We start from the raw sequence: 15,239 nt of genomic DNA on the forward strand, positions 1-15,239 counted from the left end.
GATTGACCCGGCACCTTTCACCAATGAGAACGGATGGGGTGTTGAAATAATTAGTCGGCAGGCTTGATCGCCAGCGGGGCCAAGTGCTGCAAGCGAGTGCGACAGCGTGTCGCAGTTCTCACTCTGCACCGTTGAGGAGCATTAATTCTCTTTCTCAATTGACAATCATTATCATTCAGCATAATTTGTCGCTCGATGTGTAGGACGGCTCCCCCCTCGGCCTCCCACCCAACCTATTGGCAGCAAGGTGATTTCCATGACGGAACAAGTATCCACAAGCAGGTGCGATTCACCGCTACTTCAGGCCTTTGTCGACAACCGACTGATTCTGGTCAAGATTGCAGCGCGGATTACCGGCTGCCGGTCGCGTGCTGAAGACGTGGTCCAGGATGCGTTTTTCCGGCTGCAATCGGCGCCGCAAATCACGTCATCCTTCAAGGCTCAGCTCAGTTATCTGTTCCAGATCGTGCGCAATCTGGCGATCGACCACTATCGCAAGCAGGCGCTGGAGCAGAAGTACTCCGGGCCGGAAGAGGAAGGTCTGAACGTGGTGATTCAGGGTGCTTCGCCGGAAACCTCGCACATCAATTTCTCGACCCTGGAAAACATTGCCGATGCGCTGACGGAGCTGCCGAGCCGCACCCGCTACGCCTTCGAGATGTACCGCCTGCACGGCGTGCCGCAAAAGGACATCGCCAAGGAACTCGGCGTCTCGCCGACCCTGGTGAACTTCATGATTCGCGATGCGCTGGTGCACTGCCGCAAGGTGTCGGGCAATCGTGTGGATACCTTTGCCCGTCGCTAAGATCTGATTTCTGCGGTGACCCCAATCGCGAGCAGGCTCGCTCCTACATTGGATCTCTGGTGAACACAAAATCTGTGAACACCGAAGATCAAATGTAGGAGCGAGCCTGCTCGCGATGGGGCACTCAAGGTCAGTGCAGACCTTGAGTCATAAGCATCAAGCCAACGCACACCGATCAAAAAACCGCTCCCGCCCCAGCATCATCAACGCCGCGCGCTTGTGGGGGAAGTCGAACTCTTTCTCGCAGTGGTAACCCTGGTTCTGCATGTACCCGATCATCTTCCCGTTGTCGGCGCGAGGCTCGGCGACCACTCGCTGGGTGCGCGGATCGTCGAGAAACAGGAAATGCGTCAGCGCCGATAACCAGCTCGCCACCTTGTGCGGGCCACGGTGATTTTCTTCGCCCACCAGCATGTGGATACCACGGTCGTAATCGCCGGCGTCACAGAACGGCGCGATGCGATCTTCCTTGGCCCAATAGGCCTCGAAATAGGCAAACGGCTGATCATCGAAACAACCGATCAGGGTCAGGGTGTGAGGGTCGGCTTCGAGTTTGCTCAGGTACTCGCGGTGCTGCTCGAGGCTGCCCTCTTCCTGCCAGAAACTCGCGACACGCGGACTGTTCTGCCAGCGATTGAAACGTGCCAGGTCCAGGTCGATATCCAGCGTGCGCAGGGAAATCCAGGCACCGAGCCGCGCATCGAAGCGCCGATAGACTTCACCCCGTGGTTTTAGCGGGCGCAGCGGATGACGTTTGCCGACACTGATGACCATTTGCTGCGGATAAGTGTCGGTCTGCGCCTGGCTGAGCCACGGCTGGGGCAACTGCCAGAACAGCCTGCGTTCGCAGCGGTATTGGCCGGCGGTGTCGGTGGGAATCAACAAACCGCTCGCCAAGGCGTCGGCGGGCAACTGCTGCAGTTGAAAAGTCAGGTGTTGGCACGCCGGATCACGGGCAAACAGCCAATAGCAGGCGGCCCAGAGCGCCTGACTTTCAGGCGTGTCGAAGCGCTTTTCGACCTGTACCTGCAAGTCGGGCTCGCGGGTCAGGCGCAGCGCGATCAGCGGCTGCCCTTCCAGGCTGAGATTCAGGCGACTCTGGGTTTCATCAGCTACAAGACGGCTTCCGTTGGGCAAGGCCAGGGCAGTCAGGTCATTTAGATTGGGCATGGGTCGGGCTCACGATAATCGTCGACAGTTCAACCATGTGACGTGAGCCGGGGCAGGAAATTTAAGTGAAGTTGCGAATGACGCGACCTGCGGCGTCATTAGGGTTTGGGCACCGGCACCACCGCAATCTTGTACGGATCGAAAATCTTCAGCATCTGCCCATTGTCCCGCAACCCTTGCAGTAACTTGCCGAACGCCTCGCCGCTGATGGGCGCGGACGGACGCAGGATCGCGTAGTGGTGATACACCTGATCGATGCGCTGCGACACCAGCAACTGATCGGCCACCTGCTCGTTGCGTAGCAGGTAATCGCTCAGGTAGGAACGCGTCACCAAGGCAATGTCTGCCCGCCCGCGCAGCACCATCAGCAGGTTGCTGTCATGGGAATAGGTCAGCGTGGCGTCGTAGTTCTGCGCGAGGAATTTCGGGTCGGCATTGAAGTTGGCAAACTCGTAGTGATAGCCGCTGAACAGCGCCAGACGCTTGCCGGTGAGGTCGGAAAAATAGCTTTGCTGACGATCGGGCTCGCGTTGCGCGACGAAAATCTCGGCGTCTTCAAGCCCCATGTCGACGCTGGTGTGGGGAATGTCCTTCCAGCCCCAGTCCGGGTTCTCGAAAATGGCCATGTCGACCCGACCTTGCTTGAAATCACCGAATCGCCGGGGAATCGAAGTCGGCACCAGAACGAACTGATAGTCGCTCTGCAATTGATTCAAGGCTTCTACCAATTGCGGCAGCAGGCCAGTGTCGGCACCGGACTCCGGGCGCACGGTATAAGGCGGGAAATGCGCGGCACCGACCCGCACCAGTTGCGCAGCCTGGGACGGCAACACCCAAACCGTCGCGAGCGACGCCAGCAAAAGCCGCGTGGCCGTCCTAATTGGCGAAGACATCAAAACAACCCACTCCCCAAAAAATATCCATCAATTCATTCAAGCTAGGCGGTTTCAGCCACTTAGCCAGTTTCCTGCTGGCTCATGACAACTTATTACTTTTCTTCGAGGACAAGAATCAATGCTTCATCGGCCAATTGATCGAGGCTCATGCTGCCGCCGGCACGAAACCAGGTGGTGGTCCAAGACAACGCCCCCGTCAGAAAACGACGCGTGATGAACACATCGCCACGGATAAAACCGGCGTCCTTGGCTTCACCCAACACCTGCAGCCAAAGCGCTTCGTAAATATCGCGCAGCGCCAGCACCTGCGCCTGCCCGTCGTCGGACAGCGAACGCCATTCGTACACCAACACCGCCATGGCCTCGCCGCTGCCGCCCATGATCGACTGCAATTCGCAGCGAATCAGCGCCAGCACCCGCTCGCGCACATTGCCGGCCTCGGCCAGGGCGGCGTGCATCAACGCCGTGTTGTAGCGGATGGTCTCTTCCATCACCGCCCGCAGGATCTCGTCCTTGCTTTTGAAGTGATGAAAAATGCTGCCCGACTGAATGCCCACGGCGCCAGCCAGATCGCGCACTGTGGTGCGTTCATAACCTTTGTTGCGGAACAGGTGAGCCGCCACTTGCAGCAGTTTGCCGCGGGCGCTGTCGGGGTCGGTCAATTGGCCGTTGTCGACCAATTCGCGCATGACCCCCAGGGCTTTTTGCTCGTCCACCCGTTCTCTCCTACAGTCGATCAATCAAATGCGCCGCCCGCCGCTAAAACAGCGGGGTTGCGCGGGCAATTTAAGCTGGCGACGGCAACCAAGCAAGCGCTCGGGCAGAAGATATTTCAGCCGTTTACAAACCAAGCGCTTGCTTGGTAGTCTCGATGCACTTCTCTCGGAGGTGGTTATGGAAAGGACTGCGCCAGAAACGATTCGCATCGGATGCGCCAGCGCGTTCTGGGGCGATACCTCAACCGCTGCTGCGCAACTGGTGCACGGTGGGCGTCTGGACTATCTGGTCTTCGACTATTTGGCCGAAATCACCATGTCGATCATGGCCGGCGCACGGATGAAAGATACGCAGGCAGGCTATGCGGGCGACTTCATCGAAGTCCTCAGCCCATTGCTGGGGCAACTCGCCGAACAAAACATCCGCGTCATCAGCAATGCCGGCGGGGTCAATCCACAGGCTTGCGCCGCTGTCTTGCAAGCGGCCTGTGACAAGGCCGGGGTGGCACTGAAAATCGCCGTACTGCTGGGCGACGACCTGCAACCGCAGTTCAAACAGCTGAGCAGTCGTGGCCTGCATGAAATGTTCAGCGGCGCGCCCTTGCCGCCGATGTGCGTCTCGACCAACGCCTACCTCGGCGCCCCGGGCATTGTCGAAGCCCTTCGTTTGGGTGCCGACATCGTCATTACCGGGCGCGTCGTCGACAGCGCGGTAGTCAGTGCCGCGCTGGTGCATGAATTCGGCTGGTCCTGGCATGACTACGACAAACTGGCCCAGGCCGCATTGGCCGGGCACATCATCGAATGTGGCGCCCAGTGCACCGGCGGTAATTTCACCGATTGGCGCGACGTGCCCGATTACGAACACATTGGCTTCCCCATCGTCGAAGTCAGCGCCGACAGCCAGTTCATCGTCAGCAAACCCGAGGGTTCTGGCGGCCTGGTCACGCCGCTGACCGTCGGCGAACAGATGCTCTATGAAATCGGCAACCCCCAAGCCTATCTGCTGCCCGACGTGGTCTGCGATTTCACCCAGGTCAAACTCGTGCAACAAGGTAAAAACGCGGTCCAGGTGCATGGTGCCAAAGGCTTGCCGCCCACCGATCAGTACAAAGTCAGCGCCACGTACCCGGACGGTTTCCGCTGCACCGCCAGTTGCCTGATCGCCGGGATCGATGCGGTGGCCAAGGCCGAGCGGGTCAGTCAGGCAATCATCAACAAGACGTCCGATATCTTCAGCCAGCGCGGCTGGGCGCCCTACAGCGAAGTGAACATCGAACTCCTGGGCAGCGAGGCGACTTACGGCCCCCACGGCCAACGTCAGGACAGCCGTGAAGTGGTGATCAAACTCGCGGTGCGTCATCCGAACAAACAGGCATTGATTGTGTTCTCCCGGGAAATCGCCCAAGCCGCCACCGGCATGGCGCCGGGGCTGACCGGGATTGTCGGCGGACGGCCGACGGTGTATCCGCTGATCCGGCTGTTCTCGTTCCTCATCGACAAAACCGCCTGCACGCTGGAAATTGATCTAAAGGGCCAGCGCCAGCCGTGCGCCCTGCCCGCCGTCGATGTGCTCGACCCGGATGACTTGCCCGTTCCGTTCGACCCGCCGCAACCCACAGGCCGCGCCGATGCCAGCGTGGCCCTGATCAAGCTCGCCGTGGCGCGCTCCGGCGACAAGGGCAATCACAGCAACATCGGCGTCATGGCCCGTGCGCCCGAATACCTGCCATGGATCGCCGAAGCCCTGACGCCCGAGGTGATGGTCGACTGGATGAGCCATGTCCTTGACCCGGTACACGGACGTGTCGAGCGTTGGTATCTGCCCGGCACCCACAGTTTCAATTTTCTTCTGGAGAACGCCCTCGGCGGCGGCGGTGTGGCCAGCTTGCGGATCGATCCGCAAGGCAAGGCCTTCGCCCAGCAGTTGCTGGACATCCAGATTCCGGTGCCCCAGCGCATCGCCGACCAGGTCAACTAGAGGACTGTCGCCATGGCCTACGATTCGATTTTCAAAGCCAGTTTGTTTGCAGGCCAAACCATCATCGTCACCGGTGGCGGCAGCGGCATCGGCCGGTGCACCGCCCATGAGCTGGCGGCACTCGGCGCCCATGTGCTGCTGGTCGGGCGCAAGGCCGACAAGTTGAAAAACGTCGCCGCCGAGATTGCCGAAGACGGCGGCAAGGCGGACTGGGCCACCTGCGACATTCGTGAAGAAGAAGCGGTCAAGCATCTGGTTAGCGAGTTGATTCGCAAGCACGGCCCGATTCATGGGCTGGTCAACAATGCCGGTGGCCAATACCCGTCGCCGCTGGCCTCGATCAATCAAAAGGGTTTCGAAACCGTGATGCGCACCAACCTGGTGGGCGGTTTCCTGATGGCTCGGGAGGTGTTCAACCAGTCGATGAGCAAACACGGCGGCGCCATCGTCAACATGCTCGCCGACATGTGGGGCGGCATGCCCGGCATGGGTCACTCGGGCGCAGCGCGCTCGGGCATGGACAACCTCACCAAGACCGCTGCCTTCGAATGGGGTTATGCCGGGGTGCGGGTCAACGCGGTGGCGCCGGGTTGGGTGGCCTCGAGCGGCATGGACACCTACGAAGGTGCGTTCAAAGCGGTGATTCCGACTTTGCGCGAGCACGTGCCGCTCAAGCGCATCGGCACCGAATCGGAAGTCAGCGCGGCGATTGTTTTCCTGCTCAGCCCGGCGGCGGGATTCATCAGCGGCAGCACCCTGCGCATCGACGGCGCGGCGAGCCTTGGCGGGCGGGCATGGCCGATTCACAAAGCGCAAAACAGTGAGTCGTACAACGGTTTTCACCGCGCCTACCTTCCTGATGTGCTCAAGGACAAGGAATAAGCCATGCCGGTGATCCAGTCTCAAATCGACCCGTTCAGCGAACGGTTCGCCCAGAACCGCACCGCAATGCTGGTCGGCATCGAGCAGGTCCGCCAGCTCGAACACAACCTGCTGAACAAGGCGGCCGAAGCCAAGCCAAAATTCGACAAGCGCTGCCAATTGCTGCCCCGTGAACGCCTCAATCTGCTACTCGACCCCGGTGCGCCGTTCCTCGAACTGGCGAGCCTGGCCGGCTACAAGCTGCACGACGACAAGGACGGCAGCTCGGCCGGTGGTGGCTTGATCGCCGGGATCGGCTACGTGTCCGGCGTGCGCGTGCTGGTGGTGGCGAACAACAGCGCGATCAAGGGCGGGACCATTTCCCCCAGCGGCCTGAAAAAGTCCCTGCGCCTGCAACAGATCGCCATGGAGAACAAACTGCCGGTGATCACCCTCGCCGAAAGCGGCGGCGCCAACCTCAATTACGCCGCAGAGATTTTCGTCGAAGGCGCGCGCAGCTTTGCCAATCAGGCGCGGATGTCGGCCATGGGGTTGCCGCAAATCACCGTGGTTCATGGTTCGGCCACGGCGGGTGGCGCCTATCAGCCAGGGTTGTCGGATTACGTGGTGGTGGTGCGTGGCAAGGCGAAGCTGTTTCTGGCCGGCCCGCCCCTGCTCAAGGCCGCGACCGGAGAAGTCGCCACCGATGAAGAACTGGGCGGCGCCGAGATGCACGCGCAAACCGCCGGCACCGCCGAATACCTGGCTGAGAATGATGCCGATGGCGTGCGCCAGGTGCGCGAGATTGTCAGTCTGCTGTCGTGGAATGCACGGCTGCCGGTGGCGCCCGCCCGGTACTGGGAAGACCCGCTCTACCCGATCGAGGAGCTGCTCGGTCTGATTCCCGACGACCCGAAAAAACCCTATGACGTGCGCGAAATCATCGCGCGGATTGCCGACGGTTCGAGCTTCCTCGAGTTCAAGGGTGAGTTCGATCAGCAGACCATCTGCGGCCATTTGCACATTCAGGGCCGCGCCTGTGGATTCATCGGCAACAACGGCCCGATCACGCCCAAAGGGGCGAGCAAGGCGGCGCAATTTATTCAGTTATGTGACCAGAGCCGGACGCCGTTGCTGTTTTTCCACAACACCACCGGGTTCATGGTCGGCACCGAATCGGAACAGCAAGGCGTGATCAAGCACGGCGCGAAGATGATTCAAGCGGTGGCCAACGCCCGAGTGCCTAAACTGACCATCGTCGTCGGCGGCTCCTACGGCGCCGGCAACTACGCGATGTGCGGCCGCGGCCTCGACCCGCGGTTCATCTTCGCCTGGCCCAACAGTCGCACCGCCGTCATGGGCGGCGCCCAGGCTGGCAAGGTGCTGCGTATCGTCACCGAGGCCAAACAGCTCAAGGACGGCCTGGTGCCTGACCCGAAAATGCTCGACATGCTCGAACAGGTCACCGCGCAGAAACTCGACAGCCAGTCCACCGCGCTGTATGGCAGCGCCAGCCTGTGGGACGACGGACTGATCGACCCGCGGGATACCCGGACCTTGCTCGGTTACTTGCTGGACATCTGTCATGAGGCCGAAGTGCGGCCGCTACAAACCAACAGTTTTGGCGTCGCGAGATTCTGATCGCGGATCACAGGAGAACAATAAAAATGATCTTCACCCAGGAACACGAAGCACTGCGTCGCACGGTCCGCCAATTCGTCGATCACGAGATCAATCCCCATGTCGAGGAATGGGAGAAGGCCGGGCGCTTCCCGATTCACGAGATTTTCCGCAAGGCCGGCGACCTCGGCTTGCTGGGGATTTCCAAACCGGAAAAATTCGGTGGGATGGGGCTCGACTACAGCTATTCGATCGTCGCGGCCGAAGAGTTCGGCACGATTCACTGCGGCGGGATCCCGATGTCCATCGGCGTGCAGACCGACATGTGTACACCTGCCCTCGCCCGTTTCGGTTCCGATGAACTGCGCGAAGAATTCCTCCGTCCCTCGATTACCGGCGAACAGGTCGGTTGCATCGGCGTCTCCGAAGTCGGCGCCGGGTCCGACGTCGCCGGGTTGAAAACCACCGCCCGCAAGGACGGCGACGACTACGTAATCAACGGCAGCAAAATGTGGATCACCAACTCGCCGAGCGCCGACTTCATCTGCCTGCTGGCCAACACCTCCGACGACAAACCGCACGTTAACAAATCGCTGATCATGGTGCCGATGAACACACCGGGCATCAGCCTCAGTTCGCACCTGGACAAGCTGGGCATGCGCAGTTCGGAAACCGCCCAGGTGTTTTTCGACAACGTGCGCGTGCCGCAACGCAACCGCATCGGCCATGAAGGCGCCGGCTTCATGATGCAGATGCTGCAATTCCAGGAAGAACGTCTGTTCGGCGCGGCGAACATGATCAAGGGCCTGGAATACTGCGTCGACAGCACCATCGAGTATTGCAAGGAACGCAAAACCTTTGGCAGCGCGCTGATCGACAATCAGGTCATTCACTTCCGCCTGGCCGAACTGCAGACCGAAATCGAATGCTTGCGGGCGCTGGTCTATCAGGCCACCGAGCAGTACATCAAAGGTCAGGACGTCACGCGCCTGGCGTCGATGGCCAAACTCAAGGCCGGGCGCCTGGGCCGCGAAGTCAGCGACAGCTGTCTGCAATATTGGGGCGGCATGGGCTTCATGTGGGACAACCCGGTGGCCCGCGCTTACCGTGACGTGCGGCTGGTGTCGATCGGCGGCGGGGCCGACGAAATCATGCTGGGCATCATCTGCAAACTCATGGGCATCCTGCCGGGGAAAAAGAAATGAGCGCCCTGCCGATTTGCCAGACATTGCTGCTCGAATCCCATAACGGCGTGCTGCACATCACGCTCAACCGCCCGGAAAGCCGCAACGCCATGAGCTTGCAGATGGTCGCCGAACTGCGTGCGGTACTGGCGACGGTGCGTGATGATCGAGCCGTTCGAGCGTTGGTGATCGGCGGCGCCGGCGGGCATTTTTGTGCCGGCGGCGACATCAAGGACATGGCCAGTGCCCGGGCTCAAGGCCCGGACGCCTATCGCGATTTGAACCGAGCGTTCGGCGCGCTGCTGCAAGAGGTGCAACACGCGCCGCAAGTGGTCATCACGGTGCTGCAAGGCGCAGTGCTCGGCGGTGGATTGGGGCTGGCGTGCGTCAGCGACGTCGCCCTGGCCGATCACAATGCGCAGTTCGGTCTGCCGGAAACCAGCCTCGGTCTGTTGCCCGCGCAGATCGCGCCGTTCGTGGTCCAGCGCATCGGCCTGACCCAGGCACGTCGACTGGCGCTGACCGCGGCACGTTTCGATGGCACCCAGGCGCGGCGCATGGGGTTGGTGCATTTTGTCGAGCATGACGCGCAAGCGTTGGCCGAGCGCCTCGATGAAGTCCTCGCCCATGTGTTGTGCTGCGCGCCGGGGGCGAATGCCACGACCAAAAAACTGTTGCTGGCGAGTGCGGGGCAGCCTTCGGACGCTTTGCTGGATGAAGCGGCCGGGTGGTTCAGCGAAGCGGTGACTGGGGCTGAAGGAGTCGAGGGGACGATGGCCTTCGTGCAAAAACGCAAACCGGGGTGGGCCCTCTAAAAGCATCGCGGGCAAGCCTCGCTCCTACGGGTTTTGTGCCGAGCCCAAATCCCGCGGTAATCGTTGTACCTGTAGGAGCGAGGCTTGCCCGCGAAGAGGCCATCACATTCACCGCACACTCAAGGGAAGAACCCATGCCCGGACTCAGCAAAATCCTCATCGCCAACCGCGGTGAAATCGCCTGCCGCATCCAGCGCACCGCCCACGCCTTGGGCTACCGCACCGTCGCCGTATTCAGCGATGCCGACGCCGACGCCCTGCACGTCCAAATGGCCGACGAAGCCGTCAACATCGGCCCGGCCCCGGTGCAGCAGTCCTACCTGAACATTCCGGCGATCATCGACGCCGCCCGGCGCAGCGGTGCCGACGCGATCCACCCCGGCTACGGCTTCCTCTCGGAAAACGCCGAATTCGCCCTCGCCTGCCAACACGCCGGCATCACCTTCATCGGCCCGAGCCCCGAAGCGATCGAGTTGATGGGCAGCAAGCGCCTGTCGAAACTCGCCATGCTCAAAGCCGGCGTGCCCTGCATCAAAGGCTATCAGGGCGCCGAACAGGACGATGCGACCCTGAGCCGCGAAGCCGAACGCATCGGTTATCCGCTGATGATCAAGGCCAGCGCCGGCGGTGGCGGGCGCGGCATGCGCCTGGTGCGCAGCGCCGATGATTTGCTGGAACAGCTGCGAACCGCGCGCTCCGAAGCCCTGCACGGGTTTGGCAACGACGAATTGATCCTCGAACAAGCGCTGATCGATCCGCGCCATGTCGAAGTTCAGGTGTTCGGCGACCAGCACGGCAACCTGATCTACCTCGGCGAACGCGACTGTTCGATCCAGCGTCGCCACCAGAAAGTCATCGAAGAAGCGCCCTGCCCGGTGATGACCACCGAGTTGCGCCAGGCCATGGGCGAAGCGGCGCTCAAGGCCGGACGCGCGGTGAATTACGTGGGCGCCGGCACCGTGGAATTCCTGCTGGACGCGCGCGGGCAGTTCTACTTCCTGGAAATGAACACCCGGCTGCAAGTGGAACACCCAGTGACCGAGTTGATCACCGGCCTCGATCTGGTGGCCTGGCAGCTGCACGTCGCCGAGGGCCTGCCGCTGCCGTTGAGACAGGAAGACGTGCAGCTCAACGGGCATGCCATGGAAGTGCGCTTGTACGCAGAAGATCCGGCACAGGGCTTTCTGCCGCAAACCGGACGAATCGAGGCGTGGGAACCTGCGTTGCAAGACGGTGTGCGCATCGATCACGGCTTGATCGAGGGTCAGCACATCAGCCCGTTCTACGATCCGCTGCTGGGCAAGATCATCGCCCATGGCGCGACCCGTGAAGAAGCCCGGCGAAAACTGCTGCGGGCGGTGCAGGACAGCGTGCTGCTGGGCGTACAAAGCAATCAACGCTTGCTCGCCAGCCTGCTGCAACACCCGCAATTCATCCGCGGCGAATTCAGCACCGGGTTCATCCCGAGCTGTTTCGCCGACCATCCTTGCCTGCATCCGCCGGTTCCAAGCGCGGAAGAACTGGCGATTGCCGCTGCATTGTTCTATCACGCGTCAGCGCAGGCTCATCCCGCCCCGCTGGCTGGCTGGCGGAACAACGCCAGCGTGCCTCTGCATTACCGCATCGGCCTGGAGGATCGGGACTGGCCGGTGGCATTGAACGCAGCGCCTGAAGCACCGTACCGTTTGCACATCGGCGACCGAACCGTCGAATTAAAGGTCATCCAGTGCGACGGCCATTGGGCCACACTGATAATCGATGGCATTCGCCAACGTCATGCCTACCGCCTCGCGGCCGGACAGCTCTGGCTGTTCACCCGCCCAGGCAGTCTGCGTCTGGTCGATCGGACCCAAGCGTTGGTCAGCAGCCAGGCCAGCGTCAGCTCCGGCACCCTCAAGGCGCCCATGGACGGGGCTATCGTCGACGTACTGGTCAGCGAGGGCAGCCCGGTCAGCAAAGGTCAACTGCTGGTGGTGCTCGAAGCGATGAAAATGGAACACCCGCTCAAATCAGGGATCGACGGCGTGCTTAAACGCTTGCAGGTGCGGGTCGGCGATCAGGTCAAGAATCGTCAGATTTTGTTGGAGGTCGAATAAGCTGCTAGGCGGATCCGCCGGCTTTGGCTACGCTCAAGCCCTATCAGGACGCGGATACCAGGAACCCTGCGATGCCTCACTGGCTGGTGATCGATCTGGAAGCCACCACCGATGACGGTGGCTGGCCAGTTACGGAAATGGAAATCATCGAAATCGGTGCCACCCTCGTGGACCGCAAAGGACGCGAAGTGGATTTTTTCCAGTGCTTCGTGCAGCCGTTGCGGCGCCCGCTGCTGACGCCGTTTTGCCGGGAACTGACGCACATCACCCAGGCCAACGTCGACGCAGCGCAGACGCTGAGTGAGGTCTGGCCGTCATTCGAGCAATGGCTCTTGCAGCATCAACCGGAGCTGGAGGGCTGGGCCAGTTGGGGCGATTACGATCGCAAGCAATTGCTTCAGGAATGGCAGCGACTGCAACTGGACAGCGTTCTTGCCAGCGTACCGCACATGAATCTCAAACAGCGCTTTGCCAAGGCCCGGCGCCTGGAACGCCCACTGGGGCTCAACGGCGCGCTGCAACTGGCGGGCATGCAGTTCAATGGCCAACAACATCGGGCACTGGAAGATGCGCGCAATACAGCGCGTCTGTTGCCACAGGTTCTCCCCCTGGAGAGGTGACGCCGGCGTGGGCCTTGTGCATACTGGCCGGCCCTTTTTAGCCCTTTTCGAGGAATCGCCCATGTTTAAAGTCAACGAGTACTTCGACGGCACCGTCAAGTCGATCGCCTTTGGCACCGCTGAAGGTCCTGCGACCGTCGGCGTCATGGCTCCGGGCGAATACGAATTCGGCACCAGCCAGCGTGAAATCATGCACGTGGTGACCGGCGCCCTGACCGTCAAGCTGCCTGACAGCACTGATTGGGAAACCTTCGCCGCCGGCAGCCAGTTCAACGTGCCAGCCAACAGCAAGTTCCAGCTGAAAGTGGCCGTCGACACCGCTTACCTGTGCGAATACCGCGGCTAAACCCCCGGGTTTTCACAGTAACAAAAAAATGCCCGGGGCCTTTGGGACCCGGGCATTTTTCATTCCGTGTGTTTATTCCAGGATCGTCACTGGCATGCCGACTTCAAGTTGGCCATTGCTGTCGTTGACCAGGTTCTGCCCGAACATCGCGCCGTCCGCCTCGGAGCGGTATTTCTGCAACGAGGCCAAAGGCTCGCGATCACTACTGCGCTCACCGGTTTGCGGGTCGATGGTAGTCAGGATGCAGCGCGAACAGGACTTGACCACGCGGAACTCGACATCGCCGATGCGGATACGCTTCCAGCTGTCTTCAGCAAACGCCTCGCTGCCCTCGATCACCAAATTCGGACGAAAGCGCATCATTTCCAGCGGGCGCCCGACCTTTTGCGAGAGGTCTTCCAGGGACGCCTGGCCGATCAGCAACAGCGGGAAGCCGTCGGCGAACGCCACTTGATCGTCGTCCCGGCCGTAGCCCGCTTGCGTGGTGCGTGCGCGATCCAGAGGAATTTGCACCAGGCGCGTCGGCTTTCCAATGAATTCACTGACCCAGGCGCCGGCCTTATCACCGGCATCGGGTACGCGCAGACTGTCTTTGAAGATCGTCACGCCTCGCAGTCCCGCATCGCTGGCGGGTAATGCGATGTCGATTGGGGCGCGGCCGGGAGCACTGAGAGTCAAGCCACCGTCGGCATTCCACAGCGCCGACAACTGGCTCATCTGCCCCACCGCGCGCTGGGTCAGGAAGCGCCCGCTGGCCTCGTCCACGAGCATCCAGCGTCGATCACCGTCAAGACCGAGTTTGTCGAGGCTGACTTGTTGCAGGGGCTCGCCCTTGCCGGATTTCAACGGATAACGGTAAAGCGCGCTCAGACGCAACATGGCCAGCTCCCTGGTGGGCAAAAAATGCCACCCTATACGAGCTTGGTCGCCGAATCAAAGGCAGAAAATTGATCTCTGTTTACCTTTTGGGGGCGGGCTTGTTCGCGAAGGCGATGTATCAGCCAATATCAATATTGACGGTGATGGCCTCTTCGCGAGCAGGCTCGCTCCTACAGATTGATCGTGTGCAGACTTAGATCGTGATCAGGCCGGCACTTCGTCGAGCATCAGGCGCTGGCGCACCACGTCGACGAGTTTGTCCGGCTGGAACTTGGAGAGGAAATTGTCGCAGCCGACCTTCTTGACCATCGAGTCGTTGAAGCTGCCCGACAACGACGTGTGCAGCACAACGTAGAGGCCGCGCAGGCGCGGGTCGTTGCGGATTTCGGTGGTCAGGCGATAGCCGTCCATTTCCGGCATTTCCGCGTCGGTAAAAACCATCAGCAGTTTGTCAGTCATCGACACGCCCGTATCGGCCCAGGCCTTGAGCATGTTCAGCGCCTTCAAGCCGTCGCTGGCGATGTGCATCTTCACGCCCAACTGGCCCAGGGTATCGCGCAGTTGCGACAGGGCTACGTTGGAGTCGTCCACCAGCAGCACTTCACGACCACGGGCGCTCTCCAGTACCGGGTCGTCGAGTTTCTCGCGCGAAACCTTGGCGTTGTACGGCACGATTTCGGCCAGGACTTTTTCGACGTCGATGATTTCCACCAACTGATCGTCGACCTTGCTGATGGCGGTCAGGTAATGCTGGCGGCCGGCGCTGGTGGGCGGCGGCAGAATGGCTTCCCAGTTCATGTTGACAATGCGGTCTACGCCGCCAACCAGGAACGCCTGCACCGAACGGTTGTACTCGGTGACGATGATCGTACTGGTAGGGCTAGGCACCAGCGGACGCATGCCGATGGCTTGGGACAGATCGATCACCGGCAACGTCTGCCCACGCAAGTTGACCACGCCGCAGACAAACGGATGACGCTGAGGCATCAGGGTCAGCTTCGGCAGTTGCAACACTTCCTGCACTTTAAAAACGTTGATCGCGAACAATTGCCGACCGGCCAGCCGGAACATGAGAATTTCCAGGCGATTCTCACCCACCAGTTGCGTGCGTTGGTCTACCGTGTCGAGAATGCCGGCCATTAATGACTCCTGGGCTTGTACTGATGAATTCACTAAAGAGAGTTATCGGCTGTTTTTGCCAGACCTTGACCCTGGGACAAAATGCCACGACCGGGCATTGATGTCACATT

The 15,239-nt window shown here is 60.9% G+C and carries 14 protein-coding genes; 9 read left to right on the plus strand and 5 right to left on the minus strand.

Translation table 11 applies throughout. The features are described from left to right. The first annotated feature begins 256 nt into the window (after positions 1-256). Entirely contained in the window at positions 257-805 is a 549-nt protein-coding gene (locus tag ACA075_RS21020; protein ID WP_010461205.1) for an RNA polymerase factor sigma-70, read from the plus strand. 156 nt (positions 806-961) lie between these two features. Here ACA075_RS21020 and ACA075_RS21025 read toward each other — a convergent pair whose 3' ends face one another. From ACA075_RS21025 to ACA075_RS21035, 3 genes are all read right to left on the minus strand, one after another. Continuing rightward, positions 962-1,975 (minus strand): GNAT family N-acetyltransferase, encoded by a 1,014-nt coding sequence (locus tag ACA075_RS21025; protein WP_497295114.1) that lies wholly within the window; start codon positions 1,973-1,975, stop codon positions 962-964. 98 nt (positions 1,976-2,073) lie between these two features. Beyond that, positions 2,074-2,868: a substrate-binding periplasmic protein gene (locus ACA075_RS21030; RefSeq protein ID WP_497295115.1), complete on the minus strand. Its 795-nt coding sequence runs from the start codon at positions 2,866-2,868 to the stop codon at positions 2,074-2,076. A 95-nt stretch (positions 2,869-2,963) separates the two neighbouring features. Then, the gene (locus ACA075_RS21035) at positions 2,964-3,587 is read right to left on the minus strand and encodes a TetR/AcrR family transcriptional regulator (protein WP_497295117.1); all 624 of its coding nucleotides are present in this window, start codon (positions 3,585-3,587) and stop codon (positions 2,964-2,966) included. A 178-nt stretch (positions 3,588-3,765) separates the two neighbouring features. Here ACA075_RS21035 and ACA075_RS21040 point away from each other — a divergent pair, with 178 nt between their 5' ends. The 8 genes from ACA075_RS21040 to ppnP all read left to right on the plus strand — a co-directional run bounded on the left by ACA075_RS21040 (position 3,766) and on the right by ppnP (position 13,110). Beyond that, positions 3,766-5,568, plus strand: coding sequence for an acyclic terpene utilization AtuA family protein (locus tag ACA075_RS21040; RefSeq protein ID WP_497295118.1), 1,803 nt, complete (start codon positions 3,766-3,768; stop codon positions 5,566-5,568). 12 nt (positions 5,569-5,580) lie between these two features. Continuing rightward, positions 5,581-6,450 (plus strand): SDR family oxidoreductase, encoded by an 870-nt coding sequence (locus ACA075_RS21045; RefSeq protein WP_497295120.1) that lies wholly within the window; start codon positions 5,581-5,583, stop codon positions 6,448-6,450. Positions 6,451-6,453: 3 nt separating this feature from the next. Then, a complete protein-coding gene (gene atuC, locus ACA075_RS21050; RefSeq protein WP_497295121.1) occupies positions 6,454-8,070 on the plus strand; it encodes a geranyl-CoA carboxylase subunit beta in 1,617 nt (538 codons plus the stop codon). 26 nt (positions 8,071-8,096) lie between these two features. Further along, positions 8,097-9,254, plus strand: coding sequence for a citronellyl-CoA dehydrogenase (gene atuD / locus ACA075_RS21055; protein ID WP_497295123.1), 1,158 nt, complete (start codon positions 8,097-8,099; stop codon positions 9,252-9,254). After that, on the plus strand, positions 9,251-10,048 hold the full coding sequence (locus ACA075_RS21060; RefSeq protein ID WP_497295124.1) for an enoyl-CoA hydratase/isomerase family protein: 798 nt from the start codon (positions 9,251-9,253) through the stop codon (positions 10,046-10,048). Before atuD ends, ACA075_RS21060 begins: the two co-directional genes overlap by 4 nt. A gap of 134 nt (positions 10,049-10,182) precedes the next feature. Continuing rightward, on the plus strand, positions 10,183-12,144 hold the full coding sequence (locus ACA075_RS21065; RefSeq protein ID WP_497295126.1) for an acetyl/propionyl/methylcrotonyl-CoA carboxylase subunit alpha: 1,962 nt from the start codon (positions 10,183-10,185) through the stop codon (positions 12,142-12,144). 71 nt (positions 12,145-12,215) lie between these two features. Then, entirely contained in the window at positions 12,216-12,764 is a 549-nt protein-coding gene (locus ACA075_RS21070; RefSeq protein WP_497295127.1) for a 3'-5' exonuclease, read from the plus strand. Positions 12,765-12,825: 61 nt separating this feature from the next. Continuing rightward, positions 12,826-13,110: a pyrimidine/purine nucleoside phosphorylase gene (gene ppnP / locus ACA075_RS21075; protein ID WP_497295129.1), complete on the plus strand. Its 285-nt coding sequence runs from the start codon at positions 12,826-12,828 to the stop codon at positions 13,108-13,110. Positions 13,111-13,182: 72 nt separating this feature from the next. Here the strand turns inward: ppnP and ACA075_RS21080 are convergent, their stop codons facing one another. Together ACA075_RS21080 and ACA075_RS21085 are read right to left on the minus strand one after the other, a co-directional pair. Next, positions 13,183-13,989, minus strand: coding sequence for an MOSC domain-containing protein (locus ACA075_RS21080; RefSeq protein WP_497295131.1), 807 nt, complete (start codon positions 13,987-13,989; stop codon positions 13,183-13,185). Positions 13,990-14,193: 204 nt separating this feature from the next. Beyond that, positions 14,194-15,129, minus strand: coding sequence for a chemotaxis protein CheV (locus ACA075_RS21085; protein WP_497295132.1), 936 nt, complete (start codon positions 15,127-15,129; stop codon positions 14,194-14,196). Positions 15,130-15,239 lie beyond the last annotated feature (110 nt).

This window comes from Pseudomonas sp. LBUM1663, from assembly GCF_059695905.1.

Excerpts from the sequence above, each read along its gene's own strand:
- ACA075_RS21060 (WP_497295124.1), top strand. The coding sequence starts at position 9,251 with ATGAGCGCCCTGCCGATTTGCCAGACATTGCTGCTCGAATCCCATAAC.
- ACA075_RS21030 (WP_497295115.1), bottom strand. The coding sequence starts at position 2,868 with ATGTCTTCGCCAATTAGGACGGCCACGCGGCTTTTGCTGGCGTCGCTC.
- ACA075_RS21025 (WP_497295114.1), bottom strand. The coding sequence starts at position 1,975 with ATGCCCAATCTAAATGACCTGACTGCCCTGGCCTTGCCCAACGGAAGC.
- ppnP (WP_497295129.1), top strand. The coding sequence starts at position 12,826 with ATGTTTAAAGTCAACGAGTACTTCGACGGCACCGTCAAGTCGATCGCC.
- ACA075_RS21020 (WP_010461205.1), top strand. The coding sequence starts at position 257 with ATGACGGAACAAGTATCCACAAGCAGGTGCGATTCACCGCTACTTCAG.
- atuD (WP_497295123.1), top strand. The coding sequence starts at position 8,097 with ATGATCTTCACCCAGGAACACGAAGCACTGCGTCGCACGGTCCGCCAA.
- ACA075_RS21080 (WP_497295131.1), bottom strand. The coding sequence starts at position 13,989 with ATGTTGCGTCTGAGCGCGCTTTACCGTTATCCGTTGAAATCCGGCAAG.
- atuC (WP_497295121.1), top strand. The coding sequence starts at position 6,454 with ATGCCGGTGATCCAGTCTCAAATCGACCCGTTCAGCGAACGGTTCGCC.
- ACA075_RS21085 (WP_497295132.1), bottom strand. The coding sequence starts at position 15,129 with ATGGCCGGCATTCTCGACACGGTAGACCAACGCACGCAACTGGTGGGT.
- ACA075_RS21065 (WP_497295126.1), top strand. The coding sequence starts at position 10,183 with ATGCCCGGACTCAGCAAAATCCTCATCGCCAACCGCGGTGAAATCGCC.
- ACA075_RS21045 (WP_497295120.1), top strand. The coding sequence starts at position 5,581 with ATGGCCTACGATTCGATTTTCAAAGCCAGTTTGTTTGCAGGCCAAACC.
- ACA075_RS21070 (WP_497295127.1), top strand. The coding sequence starts at position 12,216 with ATGCCTCACTGGCTGGTGATCGATCTGGAAGCCACCACCGATGACGGT.
- ACA075_RS21040 (WP_497295118.1), top strand. The coding sequence starts at position 3,766 with ATGGAAAGGACTGCGCCAGAAACGATTCGCATCGGATGCGCCAGCGCG.